The following is a 22,681-nucleotide window of genomic DNA, read 5'->3' on the forward strand; positions in this document are numbered from 1 at the left end:
GCCACGGGAAGCGATGTCTGTCACGGTAGATGGGGACAAATCCAGAAAGGTTCCGTTCGCGGTCCGCGGACGCGGGCTTCTGCGCGGGCCACGGCCCGAAGCGGTACCGGCGCTGATCGGCAGCGCCTGCACGATCGTCGGCCTGATCGACGTCGCCGCAGGCGTCTTCCCCCGCTTCCGGCACAGCCGGATGCACACCCTCGCCGAGGTGCTCCCCGGCGCCCTCGGCCCGTTCGCCGCGGCGCTCTCCCTCAGCTCGGGGGTCCTGCTGCTCCTGCTCGCCCACGGCATCAAGCGGCACAAACGGCGCGCCTGGCGGGCGGCCGTGGTCCTGCTGCCGGCGGGCGCCGTGGCGCAGTTCGTCTACCGGCACTCCCTGATCGGCGTGCTCGTCTCGCTGGTGCTCTGCTACCTCCTGGTACGGCACCGGGGCCAGTTCGCGGCGCTCCCCGACCCGAGGAGCCGCTGGCGGGCCCTGGCCAACTTCGTTCTGCTCGGGGCGGGTTCGATGGCCCTGGGCCTGGTGGTCGTCAGCGTGCACCCGGGGCGCGTTGTCGGAAACCCCTCCATCGCCGACCGGCTCCAGCACGTGCTGTACGGCCTGTTCGGCTTCGAGGGGCCCGTCGACTACGCCGGCACGACCTCATGGACGGTGGCGTACTCCCTCGGCTCCCTGGGTCTGCTGACCGCCGTCACCACGATCTACCTGGCCTTCCGGCCCGAGCACCCGGCCGCCCGCCTCACCGAGGACGACGAGGTGCGGCTGCGGGCGTTGCTGGACAAGCACGGGGGCCGCGACTCCCTCGGGCACTTCGCGCTCCGCCGCGACAAGGGCGTGGTCTTCTCCCCCAGCGGCAAGGCCGCCGTCTGCTACCGCGTGGTGTCGGGCGTGATGCTCGCGGGGGGTGACCCGATCGGTGACGTGGAGGCCTGGCCGGGAGCCATCGAGCGCTTCATGGACGAGGCCAGGGCGCACTCCTGGACACCGGCGGTGATGGGCTGCAGCGAGACCGGCGGAGAGGTGTGGACCCGCGAGACCGGGCTGTCCGCGCTGGAGATCGGCGACGAGGCGGTGGTGGACGTCGCGGATTTCTCCCTGGCCGGGCGACCGATGCGCAACGTGCGGCAGATGGTGAAGCGCATCGAGCGTAACGGCTACGAGACCCGGGTCCGGCGCGCACGCGACATCGGCGACACCGAACTCGCCCGCATCCGCAAAGCCGCCGCCGACTGGCGCGGTACGGACACCGAGCGCGGCTTCTCCATGGCGCTGGGCAGGATCGGTGACCCCTACGACGGTGACTGTGTCGTCGCGACCGCCCATCTGGCGGATTCCGGCGCGGCGGATTCCCCGCACGGAGACCTGAAGGCGGTGCTCCACTTCGTCCCGTGGGGCCGCGACGGCCTCTCCCTGGAGCTGATGCGGCGCGACCGCTCGGCCGACCCCGGCATGAACGAACTGCTGATAGTCGCCTCCCTGCAGGCCGCTCCCGCACTCGCGGTCACCCGGGTCTCGCTGAACTTCGCCATGTTCCGCTCGGCTCTCGCCCGCGGCGAACGGCTGGGCGCGGGACCGGTCCTGCGCTGCTGGCGAGGACTGCTGATCTTCCTGTCGCGCTGGTTCCAGATCGAGTCGCTCTACCGGTTCAACGCGAAGTTCCGGCCCCGCTGGGAGCCCCGTTTCGTCGTCTACCGCACCGGCCGCGATCTTCCCCGCATCGGTCTCGCCGCCCTCCGGGCCGAGGGCTTCCTGCACCTCGCGCCGCCCCGCCCGTTCCGCCCCCGCGCTCCCCGGCCCTGCGCCCACCGCCCGGACCTGCCGGCCGAGCACGCTGCCCGCGCGGTTTGACCGACCCGTTCCCGGGCCGGCCTCTCAGGGCCCTGCACCCCATTGCCGGGGGTCCGGCCCGATACGGCAGGTTCCGAGGCGCCCCTCCGCCACGCGATCGCACGCACCGGACGCCGTCGGCCCTGCCCTCCGGGCAGGCGGCGCTCCTCTCGCCACACGCCCTAGGCTGGGGCACATGAGTACGTTGCGAGGACGGGGCACAGTGCAGGGCCTGCCGGAGTGGGACCGCTGCGCGGTTATGGGTGTCGTGAACGTGACGCCCGACTCCTTCTCCGACGGAGGCCACTGGTTCGACACCACGGCGGCGATCAAGCACGGTCTCGGGCTCGTGGCCGAGGGAGCCGACCTCGTCGACGTGGGCGGTGAGTCCACCCGCCCCGGTGCCAGCCGGGTGGACGAGGCGGAGGAACTGCGCCGGGTGATCCCCGTCGTACGGGGGCTCGCCTCCGAGGGCGTCACCATCTCCGTGGACACCATGCGGGCGCGCGTCGCCGAGCAGGCCGTCGCCGCCGGTGCGGCCCTGGTCAACGACGTGAGCGGTGGGCTGGCCGACCCGGACATGGTCCCGGTCGTCGCTGCCTCCGGCGTGCCGTTCGTCGTGATGCACTGGCGCGGCTTCAGCGAGTCGATGAACAGCCGCGCCGTCTACGACGATGTCGTGGCCGACGTGGTCGGCGAGCTGCGCGCCCGCATGGACGCCGTGATCGACGGCGGGGTCGCCCCGGAGAAGTTGGTGATCGACCCCGGGCTCGGCTTCGCCAAGAACGCCGCCCAGGACCTGGCGCTCATCGCCCATCTTCCCCGGCTTCGCGACCTGGGCCGGCCCCTGCTCGTGGCTGCCTCGCGCAAGAGATTCCTCGGCCACGTCCTGGCCGGTGAGGGCACGGCTCCGCCGCCCGCACGTGAACGCGACGCCGCCACGGCCGCCGTCTCCGCCCTCGCGGCGAACGCGGGCGCCTGGGCGGTACGCGTCCACGCCGTACGGCCCACGGCCGACGCCGTCCGGGTCGCCCGCGCCGTCGAGGGAGCCGCATGAGTACCCCCCGGGACGAACACGAGGCCGCCGCAGCCGACATCCGAGCCGTAGAACAGGCCAACACCGCCTTCTACGAGGCGATGGAGCGAGGCGACTTCGACGCGCTCTCCGACCTCTGGCTGCCGGGCGAGGACCTCACGGTCTCCTGCGTCCACCCCGGCTGGCCGGTGCTCACGGGGCGCGGTGAGGTGCTCCGCAGTTACGCGCTGATCATGGCCAACACCGAGTACATCCAGTTCTTCCTGACCGACGTCGGCGTCGCGATGACCGGCGACACCGCGTTGGTGACCTGCACGGAGAACATCCTCAGCGGCGCCCCGGCGGAGGACGGCGCCGCGCTCGGACCGCTCGTCGGCCAGCTCGTCGTCGCCACGAACGTGTTCCGGCGCACACCGGACGGCTGGAAGCTCTGGTCCCACCACGGCTCCCCCGTACTGGCGGAGACCGGCGAGGAAGAGGACGAGGACTCACCGTCCTGAGCTGCGGGCGTCAGGCGGATGCCCTCGGCGAGGAACAGTCCCGGTCCTGGGGGGATTGGACGACCGGATCACCGGGTATACGCGGCTCCCGGCCCCCTACCGGCAGACCCGACGCCCCACGCGTGAGCCCTGTCGGTGCCCGCGGGTAGATTCACAAGACGGCACCCTTCCGCCCGCACGCGCGCGGGTGCCGCCCCGACCAACGACAGCAGGAGTGATTCGCGTGGATCGTGTCGCGCTGCGCGGCCTCAAGGCCCGTGGGTACCACGGTGTCTTCCCCCGGGAGCGGGAGGAGGGCCAGACCTTCATCGTGGACCTGGTCCTCGGCCTGGACACCCGCCCCGCGGCAGCCGCCGACGACCTGACGAAGACCGTGCACTACGGCGTGGTCGCGGAAGAGGTCGTCGCCGTCGTCGAGGGTGAACCGGTCGACCTGATAGAGACCCTCGCGGAACGTATCGCGCAGCGGTGCCTCACGCACGACGGGGTCGAAGAGGTCGAGGTCGTCGTGCACAAGCCGGACGCCCCGATCACGGTCCCCTTCGACGACGTGACCATCACCATCACCCGGAGCCGAGCATGAGTGCGTTTCCCGAGGGTCAGAGCGATCCGACCGTCCAGCCGGTTCCCGCCGCCGTGGTCGAGCAGGTGGACGCGGCGGACATCACCCTGTCCAACCCCAAACGGGCCGTGATCTCCCTCGGCTCCAACCTCGGCAACCGGCTGGAGACCCTCCAGGGCGCCATCGACGCCCTGGAGGACACTCCCGGGCTGCGGGTCAAAGCCGTCTCCCCGGTCTACGAGACGGAGCCCTGGGGCGTGACCCCCGGCTCCCAGCCGTCGTACTTCAACGCCGTGGTCGTCGTGAAGACGACCCTGCCCCCGTCCTCCCTCCTGGAACGCGGCCAGGCCATCGAGGAGGCCTTCGACCGGGTCCGTGAGGAGCGTTGGGGCCCCCGCACCCTCGACGTCGACATCGTGGCGTACGCCGACGTGGTCTCCGACGACCCACTGCTCACCCTGCCCCACCCACGCGCCCACGAGCGGGCCTTCGTCCTCGCCCCCTGGCACGACGTGGACCCCGACGCCCAGCTGCCCGGCTCCGGGCCGATCGGTGAACTCCTCGCGGGCGTCGGACGTGACGGGGTGCTTCCCCGGGCCGACCTGGAACTCCGTCTCCCCGAGTAGTCGTTAGGCTCGATGACGAACGAGACGACATGGGCGGCGGAGAAGGGCGGCACTCTCGGTGAAGCAACTACGGCTCGGGCCACTGGCCGGCCTCTTCGCCGGAGCCGGCGTCATCTCCTGGGGCGGATCCCGCCTCTGGGACTCCCTGGGCACCCTGCCGAGCGTGCCGCTCGCCGCACCCGTCGTCCTGGCGGTGATCGCCGTCGTCCTGCTCGCCACCGCCCTGTCGATCCGGGCCCGCCTCCGTGCCCAGCGTGAGCGTCGCCCGGGAGCCAAGGGCGTCGAGCCCCTCATGGCGGCCAGGGCGGTGGTCTTCGGCCAGGCCAGTGCCCTCGTCGCGGCACTGGTCGCCGGGATGTACGGCGGCACGGGAGTCTTCCTGCTCAGCTACCTCGATGTACCGCCCCGGCGTGACCAGGCCATCTACGCCGGCTGCGCGGTGCTGGCCGGGGCGGCGGTGATCGCGGCCGCGATGTTCCTCGAGCGCGTCTGCAAGCTCCCGGAGGACAAGAACGACCGCGGGAACGCCGCCACCGCGGCCTGACGCCCGCCGCTGCCGGCGGACGGCCCCTCCCGCCGCCGTCTGCGGGTGATCCGCGCGCTCAGCGGGCCATGATGAGGCTCATCGCCTCCGCGCGGGTGGCGGGGTCGCGCAGTTGGCCGCGTACGGCGGACGTCAGCGTCTTGGCTCCGGGCTTGCGGATTCCCCGCATCGACATGCACATGTGCTCGCACTCGATGACGACGATGACACCGCGCGGCTCCAGGATCGCCATCAGCGACTCGGCGATCTGCGTGGTGAGCCGCTCCTGCACCTGCGGACGCCGGGCGTAGACGTCGACCAGCCGCGCCAGCTTCGACAGCCCCGTGATCTTGCCGCTGGTCGCCGGGATGTACCCGACGTGCGCGACCCCGCGGAACGGCACCAGGTGGTGCTCGCACGTGCTGTACACCTCGATGTCCTTCACCAGGACCATCTCGTCGTGACCGAGGTCGAAGGTGGTCGTCAGGACGTCCTCGGGCTCCTGGTAGAGGCCCGCGAATATCTCCTTGTAGGCACGCGCCACCCGGCCCGGGGTCTCGCGCAGCCCCTCGCGGTCCGGGTCCTCGCCGACTGCGATGAGGAGCTCCCGTACGGCGGACTCGGCCCGCTTCTGGTCGAACACGCCGATGGACGTCTGTCCGTCGAGCGTTACGGGGTCGGTCATCTGTGCCTCGTTCCTCTGTGCTGTCGCGTGCGCGGGGCCGGCCCGGGAATCGCGGAAAAAGGCAGGTCCGGCGCAGGCGTACGGAAAAGCCGCGCCCCCACAGGCTAGAACCTGGGGGGCGCGGCATCCATTCCGGAACCTGTGGTGTGCCCGTGACGGAGGACACACCGGGCGGGACGGGACGGACCTCAGCTTTCGGGACGCTCCTCCGGGGAGCTGCCGAGGTCCTTCTTCGTGATGTCCGGCGGGGCGATCTCCGGAGAGGTACCCGAACCGTTGGCGGTGTTCGTGCCGTTGGTGAGGGCGAGCTCCTTCGGGGAGAGCACCGGCGGACGGGTCGACGGAGTCCGCCGGGCGGAGCCGGTCCACGCCGGACGGGCCGGACGCTTCACGATCGGGGCGAAGATCTCGGCGATCTGCTCCTTGCCGAGCGTCTCCTTCTCGAGGAGCTCCAGGACCAGGGCGTCGAGGATGTCGCGGTTCTCGACGAGGATCTCCCACGCGTCGTTGTGCGCGGTCTCGATGAGCTTCTTGACCTCCTCGTCGACGAGCGCCGCGACCTCTTCCGAGTAGTCGCGCTGGTGGCCCATCTCCCGGCCCACGAAGGGCTCGGTGTTGTCGCCGCCGAACTTGATCGCACCGAGCCGCTCGGTCATGCCGTACTGCGTGACCATCGCGCGAGCCGTGGCAGTGGCCTTCTCGATGTCGTTCGCCGCACCGGTCGTCGGGTCGTGGAAGACCAGCTCCTCGGCCGCGCGCCCGCCCAGCATGTACGCCAGCTGGTCGAGCATCTCGTTACGCGTCGTGGAGTACTTGTCCTCCTCCGGGAGCACCATCGTGTAACCGAGGGCACGGCCGCGGGAGAGGATAGTGATCTTGTGGACCGGGTCCGACTGGGGGGAAGCAGCCGCGACCAGGGCGTGTCCGCCCTCGTGGTACGCGGTGATCTTCTTCTCCTTCTCGGACATGATCCGGGTCCGCTTCTGCGGGCCCGCCACGACGCGGTCGATGGCCTCGTCGAGCATGTGGTTGTCGATCAGCTTCTTGTTGCTGCGCGCCGTGAGGAGCGCCGCTTCGTTCAGCACGTTCGACAGGTCGGCACCGGTGAAGCCGGGCGTACGACGGGCGACCGCGTTGAGGTCGACGTCGGGGGCCACAGGCTTCCCCTTCTGGTGCACCTTGAGGATCTCCAGGCGGCCCTGCATGTCCGGCCGGTCGACGGCGATCTGCCGGTCGAACCGTCCGGGACGCAGCAGCGCCGGGTCCAGGATGTCCGGCCGGTTGGTGGCGGCGATCAGGATGACGCCGCCCTTCACGTCGAAGCCGTCCATCTCGACGAGGAGCTGGTTGAGCGTCTGCTCGCGCTCGTCGTGACCGCCGCCCATGCCCGCACCGCGGTGCCGGCCCACGGCGTCGATCTCGTCGACGAAGACGATCGCCGGAGCGTTCGCCTTGGCCTGCTCGAAGAGGTCACGGACCCGGGAGGCACCGACACCGACGAACATCTCGACGAAGTCGGAACCGGAGATCGAGTAGAAGGGCACGCCCGCCTCGCCCGCGACGGCGCGGGCGAGCAGGGTCTTGCCCGTACCGGGCGGCCCGTAGAGCAGGACACCCTTCGGAATCTTCGCGCCGACGGCCTGGAACTTCGCCGGCTCCTGGAGGAATTCCTTGATCTCGTACAGTTCCTCGACGGCCTCGTCCGACCCCGCCACGTCGGCGAAGGTCGTCTTCGGCGTGTCCTTGGTGATCAGCTTCGCCTTGGACTTGCCGAACTGCATGACCTTGGAGCCGCCGCCCTGCATCTGATTCATCAGAAACAGGAACACGACCACGATCAGGACGAAGGGCAGCAGGGAGAGGAGGATCGAGACGAACGGGGACTGCTTCGACGGCGAGACGGTGTAACCCTTCTCGATGTCACCGCTCTCGAACTTCTTCTGCAGCGTGTCGGCCAGCTCGACGCCCTGGTTGCCGATGTAACTGGCCTGGAACTTGCTGCCGGACTCGCCCTTGAGCTTTTCCTTGGCCTTCAGCTCGATCTTGAGAATCTGTTCGTCACCGGTGGTGAGCTTGGCCTGCTCCACCTGGTTGTTGCTGATCGCCTGGATCACCTTGCCGGTGTCCACCGTCTTGTAGCCGCCCGACGAGCCGACGACCTGCATCAACACGACCACGGCGAGGACGGCCAGCACGATCCACATGACCGGCCCACGGAAGTATCGCTTCACGTCCATCCATACGGAGCGAAGTCGCCCCGTCCCTCCTGCCCGTAGGTAAATGCTGCTGTGAGAAAAGACTGTTCTTCGGACGGTACCCCAGCATTGTCACCCGCGACCGCAGGGGACGTCTGTCGAACCCGCCTCCGAAGGCTCAACGGCGGGAGAACGGTCAGGGTTCCCCGGAGCCGGCCCCGGTTCGGCGGTTTCCGCCGGGCAGGGTGTCAGCCGCCGTAGACGTGCGGGGCGAGCGTGCCGACGAAGGGGAGGTTGCGATACTTCTCCGCGTAGTCCAGCCCGTAGCCGACGACGAACTCGTTGGGAATGTCGAAGCCGACCCACTTCACGTCGATCGCGACCTTCGCCGCGTCGGGCTTGCGGAGCAGCGTGCAGACCTCCAGGCTGGCGGGTTCCCGGGAGCCGAGGTTGGTCAGCAGCCAGGACAGCGTCAGGCCGGAGTCGATGATGTCCTCGACGATCAGGACATCCCTGCCCTTGATGTCGGTGTCGAGGTCCTTCAGGATCCGGACGACGCCGGAGGACTGGGTGCCCGCTCCGTACGAGGAGACGGCCATCCAGTCCATCGTGACGGGGGTGGACAGCGCGCGCGCCAGGTCCGCCATGACCATCACCGCACCCTTGAGCACGCCGACGATGAGCAGATCCCTGCCCGCGTACTCCGCGTCGATCTTCGCGGCCAGTTCGACGAGCTTCGCGTCGATCTCTTCCTTGGTGAGGAGCACCGACTGGAGGTCGGCGCCCATGTCCTTCTCGTTCACCCGCGTCTCTTTCTCTGCCTGCCGGACCCGGACTCTTCCCCGGGACGGGCCGGCCGTTTCGCCTGCACTTCAGCCGCTTGCGCTTCAGCTCTGCCGAATGACCAGTCTGCCACCCTGCCGCAGCGCCTCGACGCGGCCGGGCAGGTTGATGGCGCCCTGGCCGCGCCAGCCGGTGATGAGCCGGTCGACCTCCTCGATGTGGCGGGCGAAGAGCGATCCGGCGGGGGATCCGGCGTCCATGACGGCACGGCGCAGCACCCGGCGGCGTACCGCGGGCGGCAGGACGGAGAGCTTGGCGCATTCCAGCCGCCCGTCGTCGTCGAACACCGAACGGGCGGCCTCGGCGGCCCAGGTGTCCAGCGCGTCGGCGTCGTCCCGGGACAGCTGTGCCGTACGGGCGAGGGCCTCCACCACACCTTTGCCCAGGGCCTTCTCCAGGGCGGGCAGACCCTCGTGGCGCAGGCGGGAGCGGGTGTAGGCGGGGTCGGCGTTGTGGGGGTCGTCCCAGACGGGGAGCGACTGGACCAGGCAGGCCTTGCGCGCGGTCTGCCGGTCGAGCTGCAGGAAGGGGCGGCGGTAGCGGCCGGCGGGCCCGGAGGCGGCCGCCATCCCGGAGAGCGAGCGGATACCTGACCCGCGGGCGAGGCCCAGCAGGACGGTCTCGGCCTGGTCGTCGCGGGTGTGGCCGAGGAGGACGGCGGCGGCGCCGTGGCGCTCCGCGGCGGCGTCCAGCGCGGCGTACCGCGCCTCCCGGGCCGCGGCCTCGGGCCCGCCCTCGCGGCCGACATGCACGGCGACGGCCTCGACCGGGTCGAGCCGCATGCCGGCGAGGCGGGTGACGACCTCATCGGCGCGGAGACCGGAGCCGGGCTGGAGGTTGTGGTCGACGGTGATGCCGCCGGCCCGGACGGGGAGCTTGCGGGATTCGAAGGCGAGGGCGGAGGCGAGCGCCATGGAGTCGGCGCCTCCCGAGCAGGCCACGAGCACCAGCGGGGTCTCCGGGCGGTCGGGGAGCGGCGCGCGCCGGCCACCCGCCCCGGCTTCCGCGAGCTCGGCACGGCCGGCCTGTCCGGGGTGGCGGTTGTATTCGGTGACGACGTCGTGGAGTACGCGGCGGACCGCCAGGCGTATCGCCGCGACCGCAGGATGGGGACCCATGTCCGGTGCCCTTCGGTGAAGTTGTGGGAAGGTGCCTCGGAGTGCCGGAACCCGGTGGTTCCCTCACTCAGAGTGCGTCGATGGTGACAGAGACGAGCTGTTCACCGAGCATTGCACGCCTTCCCATGCCCCTACGCTCCCTCGGATGGGTGATTGGAGGGGCAATCTTCTGCCGTCGGTGAGGCCGTGATCATGAATCGGTCCTGCGGTGCACACGGGCCACCCAGTCCGCGGGAGCGGCGATCTCCGCCTTCGTGGGGAGGGTGTTGGGCGAGGTCCACACCCGGTTGAAGCCGTCCATACCGACCTCCTCGACCACGGCGCGCACGAACTTCTCGCCGTCGCGGTACTGCCGCAGCTTGGCGTCCAGGCCCAGCAGCTTGCGCAGGGCCAGGTCCAGGCGGCTCGCGCCACGCGCCCTGCGCTGCTGGAACTTCTCCCGGATCTCGGCGACGGAACCCACCACCTCGGGGCCCACCCCGTCCATCACGAAGTCCGCGTGGCCTTCGAGAAGGGACATCACCGCGGTGAGGCGGCCGAGGATCTCGCGCTGGGCGGGCGTCTGGACCACGTCGACGAGGCTGCGCCCGCCGTTCTCACCCTCCTCCCCCTCGGGACGGCTGCCTCCGGCGAAGGTCTGGGCCGCCTCACGGAGGCGTTCCAGAACGGTCATCGGGTCGACGTCCGTCTCGTCGAGGAACGACTGGATCTCGCCCCGCAGGTGGTCGCGGAGCCAGGGGACGCCGGTGAACTGGGTGCGGTGGGTCTCCTCGTGGAGAGCCACCCAGAGCCTGAAGTCGTGAGGTTCGACGTCGAGTTCGCGCTCGACGTGCACGATGTTGGGGGCGACCAGCAGCAGCCTGCCGCCCCCCTCGGCCGACGCGGGGAGTTCCCTGGTCGCGGGCGCGAAGGTCTCGTACTGCCCCAGGACACGGGAGGCCAGGAACGACAGCAGCATGCCCAGCTCCACGCCGGTCACCTTGCCGCCGACCGCGCCGAGCACCATGCCGCCGGGGCCGTTGCCGCGGCGGTCCTGCATCTTGCCCAGGAGAGGGCGCAGCAGTTCGCGGAAGCCGGCCACGTTGGCCCGGACCCAGCCCGCCCGGTCGACCACCAGGACCGGAGTGTCCTCGGGTTCGTGCCCCTCCGGAATCATCCGGGTGAAGGAACGGACGTGTTCCTCCGAGGCCTTGGCATGCCGGCGGAGCTCCGCGACGACGGCGCGGGCCCCCTCGCGGCTGATCTCGGGACCCGGCCGCACGAACCGTGTCGCGGTCGCGACCGCGAGATTCCAGTCGACCATCTCGGCACCACCGATGCTCGTCATGCGTCAACCGTACGTGAGGCCGCCCTCTCGCGGTGGGGTGTCAGCCGCTCACCCGGTGCCCCGGATGAGCGCCGTGGCCAGAGCGTCGAGAGTGGCCTCCGCCTCCTGCGGTGAGGTGGTGCCCGAGGCCAGGAAGGCGAAGGCGAGCAGCCTGCCCCGGGCGTCGACCGCCGTCCCTGCGAGGGCGTTCACCCCGGTGAGCGTGCCGGTCTTGGCCCGGATCAGGCCGGTGCCCCGGGACGTCACGGTGTAGCGGCTGCCGAGTGTCCCGCTGAATCCGGCCACCGGCAGGCCGGTGAGGACCGGACGCAGTTCGGGGTGGTCCGGGCCTGCGGCGAGTGCGAGCAGCCCGGTGAGGAGACCGGCGGTGACCTTGTCCGCCCGGTCGAGGCCGCTACCGTCGGCGAGGTGGGCGCCGGCGACCGGAAGGCCCAGCTTCCTGAGCCGTTCGGTGACGGCGAGCCGGGCTCCGGCGAAGGAGGCCGGCTTGCCCGCCTTCAGGGCGGTCTGCCGGGCCAGGGCCTCGGCGATGTCGTTGTCGCTGTTGGTCAGGGCGCGTTCGACCAGGGCGGAGAGCGGCGGGGACAGATGGGTGGCCACGGTCGTGGAGCCGGCCGCGGCCCGACCGGCGGAGGGGGCCGGACGGGTGGTGACGCCGGCGTCGCCGAGCAGGTCCGCGAAGGTGCGGGCCGCCTCCTTCGCCGGGTCGCCGGTGCGGGGCGCCGGCCCCTTGTCGCTGTCGTCGAGGCGCCCTTCGTCGACCATGAGCGCGCTGACGGGCGCGATGTTCTCGTTGGGGCCGATGCGGTGCAGGGCGGGGCCCGAGTAGCGGGAGGTGTCGTACGTCAGGGCTACGGCGCCGGTGCCGCTCCCGCGCAGGGCGCGTGCGGTGCCGGCGGCGAGGCCGCGCAGGGCGGCCTCGCCGAGGGTGGGGTCGCCGCCGCCGACGAGGGTGAGCGTCTTCGCGTCCTTCGACAGCCGGACGGTGGTGGCGATGCGGTGGCCGGGCCCCAGCGCGGAGAGCGCGGCGGCGGCGGTGGCGAGCTTCACCGTGGAGGCGGGGGTCATGGGCCTGGTGGCGCCGCGCGCGTACACCTGCTTGCCGGTGGCCGTGTCGACGACGGCGGCGGTGCGCAGGGAGCCGAGGCCCGGCCCGTCCAGCAGGGGCGTGAGGGCGGCCTCCAGGCCGCCGCCGCCCACGGGCTCCTTCAGGCCCCGTGCGGCCCCCAGGGCGGTCAGGACCGCGGGGGCACTCGCCGCGGGCTCGGGGCCCCGGGGCGCCGCCGCTTGGTGATGTGCGCCACCTGAGCGCATACCGGCGGCCGCCCGGTGCTGCTCGGCCTTACGCTGACCGGAGTCCCAGGGACCGGCGGCGAGGACGGCCCCGGCGGCGACCACCAGGCCGAGCACCGCGGAGCCTGCGACGAACCGCCGGTCGTCCGGAGCGCCGCCCCGCAGCGGGCGCATCGGTCCTTTCCACCCGCCCCACCGGCTCAACGGTTCGTCCGTCGGTCCATCCACCGGCTCGGCCACCGTTGACCAGCCCCTTTCGCGAGCACTCGTCTGCGTGAGGGACACTTAACCACCAGTCGTATGTGTTGATCATGGAGGAGCCACCCGTGGAGTTCGACGTCACCATCGAGATCCCGAAGGGTTCGCGGAACAAGTACGAGGTGGACCACGAGACCGGTCGGATCCGCCTGGACCGTCGACTCTTCACCTCGACCAGCTACCCGGCCGACTACGGCTTCGTCGAGAACACCCTCGGCGAGGACGGCGACCCGCTGGACGCGCTGGTCATCCTCGACGAGCCGACCTTCCCCGGATGCCTCATCAAGTGCCGCGCCATCGGCATGTTCCGGATGACCGACGAGGCCGGCGGCGACGACAAGCTGCTGTGCGTCCCGGCGTCCGACCCCCGGGTGGAGCACCTGCGCGACATCCACCACGTGTCGGAGTTCGACCGCCTCGAGATCCAGCACTTCTTCGAGGTCTACAAGGACCTGGAGCCGGGCAAGTCCGTCGAGGGCGCCGACTGGGTCGGCCGCGCCGAGGCCGAGGCCGAGATCGAGGCCTCCTACAAGCGCCTCGAGGCCAAGGGCGGCGCACACTGACGTGATCCCGTTCCCTTCCGCTTCCGGGCGGACGGCGCGGGTCGCGGCACTCCGGGCCCATGGGCCCCGCTGACCGTACGCAGGACGGGCGGCGCATCCTCACCGGATGCGCCGCCCTTCGCGCGTGGCGAGCCATGCCCGTGCCCATACTGGGCAGAAGCGCTCCCAGGACGCGTGGTCGAGCAAGGAACGAGGTCGAGTGGTGGCGGAACAGGGCGGTCCGGAGGACCAGAAGCCCCAGTCCGACGAGGCACGCAGCGCGTTCGTCCCACCGGCCGGTGTGGAGCAGCCCGCCGCCCAGTCGGAGGACGACCACCCCACGTCGGAGTTCGCCCTTCCGGCCGGTCTGCACACCGATCCGCCGGCGGCGTCCGGTCCGGGGCAGGGTTCCGCTTCCGGCTCGGGCGGGGGTCAGGGCGGCGAGCCGCTCGCCTCCGCCTTCGTTCCGCCGAGCGGGTACAACGTGCAGCACCAGCCACCCGCCTTCACCCCCGCACAGGGCATTCCCATGGTCCGGCTGACCAAGGAAGCGCCCTGGCAGGACCGGATGCGGACCATGCTGCGCATGCCCGTGTTCGAGCGGCCGGCGCCCGAGAGCATGCAGAAGACCGACGACTCGGGCCCGGCCGTACCGCGCGTGCTCGACCTGACGCTGCGTATCGGGGAACTGCTGCTGGCGGGCGGGGAGGGCGCCGAGGACGTGGAGGCGGCCATGTTCGCGGTGTCGCGCTCCTACGGGCTCGACCGCTGCGAACCGACGGTCACCTTCACGCTGCTGTCCATCTCGCACCAGCCGTCCCTGGTGGACGACCCCGTCACCGCGAGCCGCACCGTACGCCGCCGGGGCACGGACTACACCCGGCTGGCCGCGGTGTTCCGGCTCATCGACGACATCACCAGCATCGAGCACGTCGAGGTTTCCCTGGAGGAGGCCTACCGCCGCCTCGCCGAGATCCGCCGCAACCGGCACCCGTATCCCGGCTGGGCTCTGACGGCAGCCGCCGGACTCCTTGCCGGCTCGGCGTCGGTGCTGGTCGGCGGCGGCGTCCTGGTCTTCATGGTGGCGGCGGCGGGCGCCATGCTCGGGGACCGGCTGGCCTGGCTCTGCGCGGGCCGGGGACTTCCCGAGTTCTACCAGTTCATGGCCGCGGCGATGCCGCCCGCGGCCATAGGCATCGCGCTGACGCTCACCCATTCGACCGATGTCCGGCCGTCCGCGGTCATCACCGGTGGGCTGTTCGCCCTGCTCCCCGGGCGGGCCCTGGTCGCCGGTGTGCAGGACGGACTGACCGGCTACTACATCACCGCGGGGGCCCGGCTCCTGGAAGTCATGTACTTCTTCATCGGCATCGTCGGCGGGGTGCTGCTGATGCTGTACCTGGGGGTACAACTCGGCGCCCAGCTGAACCCGGAGGCACGGTTCGTGGCCAACGACCGGCCGGTGCTGCAGATCCTGGTGTCGATGACGCTGACGCTCGCCTTCGCGGTCCTGCTCCAGCAGGAGCGCTCCACGGTGCTGGCGGTGACGCTCAACGGGGGCGTGGCCTGGGTCGTCTTCGGTGCGATGGCCCGGACGGGGAACATCTCCCCGGTGGCCGCTACGGCGGTGGCGGCCGGCCTGGTGGGCTTGTTCGGCCAGCTGTTCTCGCGTTACCGCTACACCTCGTCGCTGCCCTACATCACGGCGGCGATCGGTCCGCTGCTGCCCGGTTCGGCGACGTACTTCGGTCTGCTGGGTGTGGCACAGAACGAGGTGACCACCGGGCTCGCCTCGCTCAGCACCGCCGTGGCGACGGCACTGGCCATCGCCATCGGGGTGAACCTGGGGAGCGAGATCTCGCGGCTGTTCATGCGAGTGCCGGGCGGTGTCGAGGGCGGCCCGTCCCGCCGGGCGGCCAAGAGGACGCGCGGCTTCTGACACGCGAACGGCGCCCCACCCCCGCGAGCGAGGGGACGGGGCGCCGTCGAGCGGCTGCGCGACTAGGGCGTGTGTCGAAAGTAGCGCCGTCTGCCCGAAGGGCAGGCTCGGCGGTGTCCGGTGCGTGCGATCGCAAGGCGGAGGGTCGCCCCGATACTGGATGTATCGGGGCGATCCCGACAACGCGGCGAGTGTGCGTGCCGGGCGCCGCCGGGCAGGCGGGACTTTCGATACACGCCCTCGGTCAGCGCCTGTCCTGCCAGCCGTACGAGCCGGCGTCGCCCTCCTGGTCGTCGCCGTACGGAGCGGCCTGGCCGTTTCCGTACTGCCCCTGGCCGCCGTGGCCGTTTCCGTACTGCCCCTGGCCGCCGTGGCCGTTTCCGTACTGCTCCTGGCCGTACCGGCCCTGGTCACCGCCGTACTGGCCCTGGCCGCTGCCGTACTGCCCGTGCCCCTGGCCGTTTCCGTACGGGGCCGCCGGGGTGTTGCCGTACGGGTCCTGGCCGTTGCCGTACTGCCCCTGACCCTGGCCGTACTGGCCCTGCGCCTGGCCCTGGGTGTTTCCGTACGCGTTCGGCCCGCCGTTGCCGTACGGGTCCTGCTGGTACTGCCCACCGTTCCCGTACGGCCCCTGCCCACCGCTGCCGTACGGGGGCTGAGCGTTGCCGTACTGCGGGCCCTCGCCGTACGGAGCGGCCTGACCGGCGCCGTACGGTCCTGCCTCCGGGCCGGCCTGGTACGGACCGGCGTCGTACGCCGCGCCCTGCCCGCCGTCGTACGGGTCACCGTCCCGGCCGTGAACGGCGGGGCCGGCGTCCGTCTCCCGCTGCTCCCCGGCGGCCGCCGCCTTCTTCGACCTTCCGCGGGCCCGCAGGAACTCGATCAGGATCGGCACCACCGAGATCAGGACGATCAGGATGAGGATCAGCTCGATGTGCTCGTTCACGAAGGCGATCTTGCCGAGCGCCGCTCCGAGCAGCGTCACGCCGACGCCCCAGAGCACACCACCGATGATGTTGAACGTGATGAACGAGCGGTAGTTCATCCGGCTCACACCGGCGATGATCGGTGTGAACGTCCGGACGATGGGCACGAAGCGGGCCAGCACCAGCGACTTCGGGCCGTACTTCTCGAAGAAATCGTGGGCCTTCTCGACGTTCTCCTGTTTGAAGAGCCGGGAATCAGGGCGCCTGAAGAGGGCCGGGCCCACCTTGCGCCCGAAGAGGTAGCCGACCTGGTCACCGATGATCGCGGCCAGCGCGACCAGGGTGCAGACCAGCCAGAGCGGGTATTTCAGGTCTCCCGTCGTCACCAGGAGGCCCGTGGTGAACAGCAGGGAGTCACCGGGCAGGAAGAAGCCGATCAGCAGTCCGGACTCGGCGAAGACGATGAGCAGCAGGCCGGGAAGCCCGAAGGTGTTGAGCAGGTAATCCGGGTCCAGCCAGCTCGGTCCGAGCGCAAGCGTATTCAAGGGTCCGGGCTCCAGGATCGATCGATGGCGGCTGCGTGGCCGCCCCAAGCTATCAACGCCCAGGAACGGCTCTGGGTTCCAGTGGCGTAGCCAATGATGCGCACGGCCTGAAGCGGGGTGAGGCTGACCCCAGGAGGTGCCACGTCATGGGCATTGAGGATTACGGCGGCGGCCAGCAACCGCAGGCGGACGTGCTGGTCGTCACGACGAACGACATCCCCGGTTACCAGGTGACCCAGGTCATCGGCGAGGTCTTCGGGCTGACCGTACGGTCGCGGCATATCGGCAGCCAGATCGGCGCCGGCCTGAAGTCCATGGTCGGCGGTGAGCTGAAGGGCCTGACCAAGACCCTGGTCGAGACCCGCAACCAGGCCGTGCAGCGGCTCGTCGAGCAGGCCAGGGCGCGCGGCGCCAACGCGGTGCTGATGACGCGCTTCGACGTCAGCGAGGCGGCCGACGTGGGCACGGAGATCTGCGCCTACGGGACGGCGGCCGTCGTCAGCAGGTCCTGACCCTCCCGCGCCTCGGCCCGCCGTCCCCCACCTCGCCCGGAGGCTCCCATGCCCACGTCCGTGAACGTCGCCGTCGTCCACTACTCGTCCACCGGCACCATCTCCCCGATCGCCCACAGCTCACCGACAAGGTGTACAGCGGCTTCACCTCCAGCAGCACGGTGCACGGCGGCCAGGAGTCCACGCCGCTCGCCCTCTCCAACACGGTCCACCACTTCGGCGGCATCCTGGTCACCCCCGGTTACACCGACCCGTCGACGTTCACCGACGGCAACCCCTACGGCACCTCCCACGTCTCGGGTCAGGGCGACGTCCCGGTCGGCGAGGTGACCCTGACCGCCGCCCGCGTCCAGGCCGAGCGGGTCGTGACAATCACCCGGGCCCTCACGGCAGGCCTCACGGCCGGAAACTGAAGGGAACCCTCCGATGCCGCTCCACCAGGGATCGCACGGTCGCGCACGGTCCGAGGAACACCGGAAACTCGCCCTCAACCCCTTCTTCGGGGAGGCGGACCCGACCGCGCCGATGTCCGCGGCTCCGCCCACCCACCGCCTTCCCGACGGCCCCCTGCCGCCCTCTACCGCCTATCGGCTCGTCCACGACGAGCTGATGCTCGACGGCAACGCCCGGCTCAACCTGGCGACGTTCGTCACCACCTGGATGGAGCCGCAGGCCGGTGTGCTGATGGCCGAGTGCCGTGACAAGAACATGATCGACAAGGACGAGTACCCGCGTACCGCCGAGCTGGAACGGCGCTGTGTGGCGATGCTCGCCGACCTCTGGAACGCCCCCGACCCGGCGTCCGCGGTCGGCTGCTCGACCACAGGATCCAGCGAGGCCTGCATGCTGGCGGGCCTGGCGCTCAAGCGGCGCTGGTCGGCCAGGAACGCCGACCGCTACCCGGCGACCGCCCGGCCGAACCTCGTCATGGGCATCAACGTCCAGGTGTGCTGGGACAAGTTCTGCACGTACTGGGAGGTGGAGCCCCGCCAGGTGCCGATGGAGGGTGATCGCTTCCATCTGGACCCGCAGGCGGCCGCCGACCTCTGCGACGAGAACACCATCGGTGTCGTCGGCGTCCTCGGCTCGACCTTCGACGGCTCCTACGAGCCCATCGCCGACCTCTGCGCCGTTCTCGACGAGCTCCAGGAGCGCACCGGGCTCGACATCCCCGTCCATGTGGACGGGGCGTCCGGGGCGATGATCGCCCCCTTCCTCGACGAGGAACTGGCCTGGGACTTCCGGCTCCCCCGGGTCTCCTCGATCAACACGTCGGGCCACAAGTACGGCCTCGTCTACCCGGGCGTGGGGTGGGCCCTGTGGCGCTCACCGGCCGAACTCCCCGAGGAGCTGGTCTTCCGGGTCAACTACCTGGGCGGCGACATGCCGACCTTCGCGCTGAACTTCTCCCGGCCCGGCGCACAGGTGGTGGCGCAGTACTACACGTTCCTGCGACTCGGACGGAACGGCTACCGGGCCGTCCAGCAGGCCTCCCGGGACATCGCGGTCGGACTCGCCCGCAGGATCGAGGCCCTGGGCGACTTCCGGCTGCTGAGCCGGGGCGACGAACTTCCGGTGTTCACCCTGACGACCGACCCCGGCGTCCGGGCCTACGACGTCTTCGACGTGTCGAGGCGGCTGCGAGAACACGGCTGGCTGGTGCCCGCCTACACCTTCCCCGCCAACCGCCAGGACCTCTCGGTCCTGCGGGTGGTGTGCCGCAACGGGTTCTCCTCGGACCTCGCGGAACTCCTGCTGGAGGATCTGGGCAGGCTCCTGCCCGAACTGCGCTCGCAACCCCACCCCATGACGAGCAACCGGTCGGCGCAGACGGCCTTCCACCACTGACCTCCGGCCGACGACGGGGGACGCGGGTCAGCCGTCGTCCCCCGGATCGGGGACACCCGTCGCGTAGGGGTTCTCCCGGCCCTCCGGGAGAACCCCTACGAACGGCTCACCCTCCCCCGCGAACGTGTACGCCCCCGCCTCGATCCGGGCGATCAGGCCCCGGGTCCACTCGGCTCCCGCGTCCGCCGTGTGGACCCACAGGCGCATGATCTCGCCGATGTGCCCGAGCGCCTCCGGGCCGCCGGTGGGCGTGTAGTGCTCCGTGACCGAGGCCCGCCAGCCCTCGATGGCGGCGACCCTCTCCCGGAGCAGGGACACCGACTCGGCGCGCTCCAGGTCGACGATGAACCCGATGCCTGCCGAGAGCACGTCCATGCCCTGGTCGTAGGAGGTCAGGGCCGTGCGCAGCAGGGCAAGGAACTCCTCGTGGCCCTTCCGGGTGATCTCGTACTCCGTGCGGGGCGGGCCCCCGGCCGTGGAAGGGGCGGTCTCGTGCGCCACCAGCAGCCCCTGCCGGGCCATCTGCTTGAGCGCGTGGTAGATCGAACCCGGCTTGGCGTTGGACCACTCGTGGGCGCCCCAGTACTCCAGGTCGTTACGGACCTGGTAGCCGTGCGCACGGCCGTGCTGACGTACGGCGCCGAGGACGAGGAGCCGGATCGCGGACATGCCACCCCCACCCTTGTCAACAAGTGCGCTCAGGGTATCCCGCGTCCTCGGCGACCAGCTCGAAGTCCGTCCTCCCGTCCAGCGACTCGCGGACGACGTCGGCATGCCCCGCGTGCCGGGCGGTCTCCTCGACGAGGTGGACGGGCAGCCGGCATCGAGCGGTTCTCCTCCGGGAACCAGGGCGCTTCGGGCAGGGGGAGGTGTCGTCCATGCTCCGGACGTCCTGACCTCGACGCCGGCTTTCAGAAGGGGAATTCCGTCCGCCCGTGCTGGACCGAGATCCATTGCCGGGTGGTGAAGGCCTCCACGGCGGCCTCGCCGTTCAACCGGCCCATGCCGGACATCTTCTCGCCGCCGAACGCGGCCAGCGGGTCGTCCTGGACGGTGGCGTCGTTGACGTGGAACATCCCGCTCGTGATGCGCCGGGCGAACCGCACACCCCGTTCGGTGTTCGCCGTGTGCACGGCCCCGCTCAGGCCGTAGGGGCTGTCGTTGACGATGCGTACGGCGTCGTCCTCGCCGTCGAACGGCATCAGCAGCGCCACCGGGCCGAATATCTCCTGCGTCAGCAGCGGCGAGCCGTCGGGCAGTCCGGTCAGCACCGTCGGCTCGACGAGACTGCCGCGGGTACGTCCCCGCACGAGTGCGGTGGCGCCCGACGCCAGAGCCTCGTCGACCAGCGCCGTGAGCACGTCGGCCTGGAACTCGCTGATGACCGGGCCGATCCTGGTGTCCGGGTCGCGCGGGTCGCCGGCTTTGAGGGCGGCCACCTCTGCGGTGAACCGCCCGGTGAACTCCTCCTCCACGGAACGGTCCACCAGGATGCGGTTGGCGGCCATGCCGACCTGCCCCTGGCACAGGAAACGGCTGAAGACGGCCGCCCGGACCGCGTAGTCGATGTCGGCGTCCTCCAGCACGACCAGCGCGCTGTTGCCGCTCAGTTCGAGGACGGTCTTCTTGAACAGGCCGGCGGCGGTCGCGGCGATGTGCCGGCCGACCCGGTCCGAACCGGTGAAGGAGATGACCTTGGGTACCGGGTGGGCGATGAACGTGTCACCGATCTCGGCGCTGTCGGTGATCAGGACGTTCAGCAGTCCGGCAGGCAGCCCGGCGTCCTCGAATATCCTGGCGGCCAGCCCGCCGCCGACGACCGGGGCGTTCTGGTGGGGTTTCACCACCACCGCGTTGCCGAGCGCCAGAGCGGGGGCCACGGTCTTCATGGTGACCAGGAAAGGGAAGTTGAAGGCGCTGATGACGCCCACGACACCGACGGGCAACCGGTAGAGCCGGTTCTCCTTTCCGTCCACGGCAGAGGGCAGCAGAAGACCTTCCGGACGGAGTGCCAGCCCGGCCGCGACACGGAGGAATTCCCGGGCGGCCCGCACCTCGTACTCGGCCCGGAAACGGGTACCGCCGAGTTCGTCGATGATCATCTCGACGATCTCCTCCGCACGTTCCCCTACGAGACGCTCGGCGTTCTCGAGGACGCGCCGGCGCCGGTGGGGGGCGACCACGGCCCACTCGCGCTGCGCGCGTTCGGCGGCGCGGTAGGCGAGGTCGGCCTCCGCGGCCGTGGCCACGGTCACGGAGCAGAGCTTTTCCCCATTGTAGGGATTGAAATCGATGATGTCCCACGAGCCGCTACCGTTCAGCCACTCGCCGTCGATGTACTGGTGGGCCAGTTCATTGAAGAAGGACATGCAATCCCTTCAATCCCTCACTGCAGGCACGGACTCCTGTAGGTACGTCATCGTACTGGCGAATCAGCTCAGTTGAAGAAGTCCACGGAGAAGATCCCGGCTCTCTTCGGGGCCGGGGCTGTCTTCGTGGAGCCGGGTCATGGCCTGTTCGTACTGGGCGACTTCCTCCGCCTTGTCCACATAGAGCGCACTTGTCAGCTGCTCCAGATAGACAATGTCCGACAGATCGGATTCCGGAAAACGCAGCATCGTGAATGCCCCGCTCTCTCCCGCATGGCCGCCGAAACTGAAGGGCATCACCTGGAGGACGATGTTGGGGTGCTCCGACATGTCGATGAGATGCCGCAACTGCGCGCGCATCACCGCACGATTCCCGTAAGGGCGGCGCAGGGCGGCCTCGTCGAGCACCGCGTGGAAGCGGGGGGCCCGTTCGGAGACCAGCACCTTCTGGCGCTCCAGCCGCAGCGCGACGCGGCGGTCGATCTCGGCCGCCGGGGCTCCACGCATTCCGCGCTCCACGACGGCATGGGCGTACGCCTCGGTCTGCAACAGGCCGTGGATGAACTGGACTTCGTAGGTCCGGATGAGCGAGGCCGCTCCCTCCAGACCGATGTACGTCTGGAACCAGCCGGGCAGCACGTCGCCGTAACTGTGCCACCAGCCCGCCACGTTGGCCTCACGGGCCAGACCGAGGAGAGACTCCCGCTCCGTCTCGTCCGTGACTCCGTACAGCGTGAGCAGGTCCTCGACGTCCCTGGCCTTGAAACTCACGCGTCCCAACTCCATGCGGCTGATCTTCGATTCGGAGGCACGGATGGAGTAGCCGGCCGCCTCACGCGTGATGCCGCGCGACTCGCGCAGCCGCCTGAGCTGTGAGCCCAGCAGGATGCGCCGCACCACAGATCCACTCGACTCGCCTGCCGGCACTGGTCCCACCCTCCCCATCGCTTCCCGTGCACCGGGGTCCCCCCGAACCCCGGTGCCGGATTCTGCCACCAAAACGCTTCAGCGCGTACTCATTCGATTACGGAAATGGCAAGAGTTCCGGAAAGCTTCCCATACGATCACCGGAATATATGAGTCAGAACCCCACGCTACCGGGCACGTCCGGCGCCTGCACGTGCATCTGCCCTTGCATCTGCTCTGCGCATTCGGAACCATGGCCCTCGCGCACCTGCGTGCTCGATCGTGTTGTGCCGCTGTACC

The 22,681-nt window shown here is 70.4% G+C and carries 21 protein-coding genes and 1 pseudogene; 11 read left to right on the forward strand and 11 right to left on the reverse strand.

Annotated elements, in window-relative coordinates; translation table 11 throughout:
- Nucleotides 1-13: 13 nt before the first annotated feature.
- From ACH4VO_RS24110 to ACH4VO_RS24135, 6 genes are all read left to right on the forward strand, one after another.
- Nucleotides 14-1,849, forward strand: a complete 1,836-nt coding sequence (locus ACH4VO_RS24110) for a phosphatidylglycerol lysyltransferase domain-containing protein (RefSeq protein ID WP_360991155.1) — start codon at nucleotides 14-16, stop codon at nucleotides 1,847-1,849.
- Between the two features lie 175 nt (nucleotides 1,850-2,024).
- Nucleotides 2,025-2,885, forward strand: a complete 861-nt coding sequence (gene folP / locus ACH4VO_RS24115; RefSeq protein ID WP_360991158.1) for a dihydropteroate synthase — start codon at nucleotides 2,025-2,027, stop codon at nucleotides 2,883-2,885.
- Complete coding sequence (locus ACH4VO_RS24120; protein ID WP_360991161.1) at nucleotides 2,882-3,364, forward strand: nuclear transport factor 2 family protein; 483 nt, start codon at nucleotides 2,882-2,884, stop codon at nucleotides 3,362-3,364. Before folP ends, ACH4VO_RS24120 begins: the two co-directional genes overlap by 4 nt.
- Before the next feature lie 223 nt (nucleotides 3,365-3,587).
- Nucleotides 3,588-3,947 (forward strand): dihydroneopterin aldolase, encoded by a 360-nt coding sequence (gene folB, locus ACH4VO_RS24125; RefSeq protein ID WP_360991164.1) that lies wholly within the window; start codon nucleotides 3,588-3,590, stop codon nucleotides 3,945-3,947.
- Nucleotides 3,944-4,552, forward strand: coding sequence for a 2-amino-4-hydroxy-6-hydroxymethyldihydropteridine diphosphokinase (gene folK / locus ACH4VO_RS24130; RefSeq protein WP_360991166.1), 609 nt, complete (start codon nucleotides 3,944-3,946; stop codon nucleotides 4,550-4,552). Before folB ends, folK begins: the two co-directional genes overlap by 4 nt.
- 58 nt (nucleotides 4,553-4,610) lie before the next feature.
- A complete protein-coding gene (locus ACH4VO_RS24135) occupies nucleotides 4,611-5,096 on the forward strand; it encodes a DUF3180 domain-containing protein (RefSeq protein ID WP_360991169.1) in 486 nt (161 codons plus the stop codon).
- A 58-nt stretch (nucleotides 5,097-5,154) separates the two neighbouring features.
- Here the strand turns inward: ACH4VO_RS24135 and folE are convergent, their stop codons facing one another.
- From folE to dacB, 6 genes are all read right to left on the reverse strand, one after another.
- A complete protein-coding gene (gene folE, locus ACH4VO_RS24140) occupies nucleotides 5,155-5,760 on the reverse strand; it encodes a GTP cyclohydrolase I FolE (protein ID WP_069171936.1) in 606 nt (201 codons plus the stop codon).
- 188 nt (nucleotides 5,761-5,948) lie between these two features.
- Nucleotides 5,949-7,997, reverse strand: a complete 2,049-nt coding sequence (ftsH, locus tag ACH4VO_RS24145; protein ID WP_360991172.1) for an ATP-dependent zinc metalloprotease FtsH — start codon at nucleotides 7,995-7,997, stop codon at nucleotides 5,949-5,951.
- A 206-nt stretch (nucleotides 7,998-8,203) separates the two neighbouring features.
- Nucleotides 8,204-8,743: a hypoxanthine phosphoribosyltransferase gene (hpt, locus tag ACH4VO_RS24150; RefSeq protein ID WP_069172153.1), complete on the reverse strand. Its 540-nt coding sequence runs from the start codon at nucleotides 8,741-8,743 to the stop codon at nucleotides 8,204-8,206.
- 99 nt (nucleotides 8,744-8,842) lie between these two features.
- On the reverse strand, nucleotides 8,843-9,916 hold the full coding sequence (tilS, locus tag ACH4VO_RS24155) for a tRNA lysidine(34) synthetase TilS (RefSeq protein ID WP_360991175.1): 1,074 nt from the start codon (nucleotides 9,914-9,916) through the stop codon (nucleotides 8,843-8,845).
- A 190-nt stretch (nucleotides 9,917-10,106) separates the two neighbouring features.
- Complete coding sequence (locus tag ACH4VO_RS24160) at nucleotides 10,107-11,243, reverse strand: zinc-dependent metalloprotease (protein ID WP_360991178.1); 1,137 nt, start codon at nucleotides 11,241-11,243, stop codon at nucleotides 10,107-10,109.
- Between the two features lie 48 nt (nucleotides 11,244-11,291).
- Nucleotides 11,292-12,776 (reverse strand): D-alanyl-D-alanine carboxypeptidase/D-alanyl-D-alanine-endopeptidase, encoded by a 1,485-nt coding sequence (dacB, locus tag ACH4VO_RS24165; protein WP_398441345.1) that lies wholly within the window; start codon nucleotides 12,774-12,776, stop codon nucleotides 11,292-11,294.
- A gap of 86 nt (nucleotides 12,777-12,862) precedes the next feature.
- On the opposite strand from dacB, the gene ACH4VO_RS24170 reads away from it, so the two are divergent.
- Both ACH4VO_RS24170 and ACH4VO_RS24175 read left to right on the forward strand, forming a co-directional pair.
- Nucleotides 12,863-13,357, forward strand: coding sequence for an inorganic diphosphatase (locus tag ACH4VO_RS24170; protein ID WP_030750974.1), 495 nt, complete (start codon nucleotides 12,863-12,865; stop codon nucleotides 13,355-13,357).
- A gap of 199 nt (nucleotides 13,358-13,556) precedes the next feature.
- Entirely contained in the window at nucleotides 13,557-15,275 is a 1,719-nt protein-coding gene (locus ACH4VO_RS24175) for a threonine/serine exporter family protein (protein ID WP_360991184.1), read from the forward strand.
- Nucleotides 15,276-15,519: 244 nt separating this feature from the next.
- Here the strand turns inward: ACH4VO_RS24175 and ACH4VO_RS24180 are convergent, their stop codons facing one another.
- Nucleotides 15,520-16,746, reverse strand: a complete 1,227-nt coding sequence (locus ACH4VO_RS24180) for a VTT domain-containing protein (RefSeq protein ID WP_360991186.1) — start codon at nucleotides 16,744-16,746, stop codon at nucleotides 15,520-15,522.
- A gap of 146 nt (nucleotides 16,747-16,892) precedes the next feature.
- Here ACH4VO_RS24180 and ACH4VO_RS24185 point away from each other — a divergent pair, with 146 nt between their 5' ends.
- From ACH4VO_RS24185 to ACH4VO_RS24195, 3 genes and pseudogenes are all read left to right on the forward strand, one after another.
- A complete protein-coding gene (locus ACH4VO_RS24185; RefSeq protein WP_360991189.1) occupies nucleotides 16,893-17,258 on the forward strand; it encodes a YbjQ family protein in 366 nt (121 codons plus the stop codon).
- A 116-nt stretch (nucleotides 17,259-17,374) separates the two neighbouring features.
- Nucleotides 17,375-17,671 (forward strand): annotated as a pseudogene (locus tag ACH4VO_RS24190) (NAD(P)H dehydrogenase); the annotation flags it as partial.
- A gap of 13 nt (nucleotides 17,672-17,684) precedes the next feature.
- Complete coding sequence (locus ACH4VO_RS24195) at nucleotides 17,685-19,106, forward strand: glutamate decarboxylase (protein ID WP_360991192.1); 1,422 nt, start codon at nucleotides 17,685-17,687, stop codon at nucleotides 19,104-19,106.
- Nucleotides 19,107-19,133: 27 nt separating this feature from the next.
- On the opposite strand, the gene ACH4VO_RS24200 is transcribed toward ACH4VO_RS24195, so the two are convergent.
- The 4 genes from ACH4VO_RS24200 to ACH4VO_RS24215 form a co-directional block, all read right to left on the reverse strand.
- Nucleotides 19,134-19,775, reverse strand: a complete 642-nt coding sequence (locus ACH4VO_RS24200; RefSeq protein ID WP_360991195.1) for a PadR family transcriptional regulator — start codon at nucleotides 19,773-19,775, stop codon at nucleotides 19,134-19,136.
- A gap of 16 nt (nucleotides 19,776-19,791) precedes the next feature.
- Nucleotides 19,792-19,986 carry a DUF664 domain-containing protein gene (locus tag ACH4VO_RS24205; protein ID WP_360991197.1) on the reverse strand — a complete coding sequence of 65 codons (195 nt, stop codon included), beginning with the start codon at nucleotides 19,984-19,986 and terminating at the stop codon, nucleotides 19,792-19,794.
- 31 nt (nucleotides 19,987-20,017) lie between these two features.
- Nucleotides 20,018-21,475, reverse strand: a complete 1,458-nt coding sequence (locus tag ACH4VO_RS24210; RefSeq protein ID WP_360991200.1) for an aldehyde dehydrogenase family protein — start codon at nucleotides 21,473-21,475, stop codon at nucleotides 20,018-20,020.
- Between the two features lie 63 nt (nucleotides 21,476-21,538).
- Nucleotides 21,539-22,420, reverse strand: a complete 882-nt coding sequence (locus ACH4VO_RS24215) for a helix-turn-helix transcriptional regulator (RefSeq protein ID WP_360991203.1) — start codon at nucleotides 22,418-22,420, stop codon at nucleotides 21,539-21,541.
- Nucleotides 22,421-22,681: the final 261 nt, after the last annotated feature.

This window comes from Streptomyces sp. NPDC020780 (assembly GCF_044334475.1).
Classification (GTDB): Bacteria; Actinomycetota; Actinomycetes; order Streptomycetales; family Streptomycetaceae; genus Streptomyces.

Coding starts and splice junctions, on each gene's coding strand:
- ACH4VO_RS24110 (WP_360991155.1), top strand. CDS start 14: ATGTCTGTCACGGTAGATGGGGACAAATCCAGAAAGGTTCCGTTCGCG.
- folP (WP_360991158.1), top strand. CDS start 2,025: ATGAGTACGTTGCGAGGACGGGGCACAGTGCAGGGCCTGCCGGAGTGG.
- ACH4VO_RS24120 (WP_360991161.1), top strand. CDS start 2,882: ATGAGTACCCCCCGGGACGAACACGAGGCCGCCGCAGCCGACATCCGA.
- folK (WP_360991166.1), top strand. CDS start 3,944: ATGAGTGCGTTTCCCGAGGGTCAGAGCGATCCGACCGTCCAGCCGGTT.
- folE (WP_069171936.1), bottom strand. CDS start 5,760: ATGACCGACCCCGTAACGCTCGACGGACAGACGTCCATCGGCGTGTTC.
- ftsH (WP_360991172.1), bottom strand. CDS start 7,997: ATGGACGTGAAGCGATACTTCCGTGGGCCGGTCATGTGGATCGTGCTG.
- hpt (WP_069172153.1), bottom strand. CDS start 8,743: ATGGGCGCCGACCTCCAGTCGGTGCTCCTCACCAAGGAAGAGATCGAC.
- tilS (WP_360991175.1), bottom strand. CDS start 9,916: ATGGGTCCCCATCCTGCGGTCGCGGCGATACGCCTGGCGGTCCGCCGC.
- ACH4VO_RS24160 (WP_360991178.1), bottom strand. CDS start 11,243: ATGACGAGCATCGGTGGTGCCGAGATGGTCGACTGGAATCTCGCGGTC.
- ACH4VO_RS24185 (WP_360991189.1), top strand. CDS start 16,893: ATGGGCATTGAGGATTACGGCGGCGGCCAGCAACCGCAGGCGGACGTG.
- ACH4VO_RS24195 (WP_360991192.1), top strand. CDS start 17,685: ATGCCGCTCCACCAGGGATCGCACGGTCGCGCACGGTCCGAGGAACAC.
- ACH4VO_RS24200 (WP_360991195.1), bottom strand. CDS start 19,775: ATGTCCGCGATCCGGCTCCTCGTCCTCGGCGCCGTACGTCAGCACGGC.
- ACH4VO_RS24205 (WP_360991197.1), bottom strand. CDS start 19,986: ATGGACGACACCTCCCCCTGCCCGAAGCGCCCTGGTTCCCGGAGGAGA.
- ACH4VO_RS24210 (WP_360991200.1), bottom strand. CDS start 21,475: ATGTCCTTCTTCAATGAACTGGCCCACCAGTACATCGACGGCGAGTGG.
- ACH4VO_RS24215 (WP_360991203.1), bottom strand. CDS start 22,420: ATGGGGAGGGTGGGACCAGTGCCGGCAGGCGAGTCGAGTGGATCTGTG.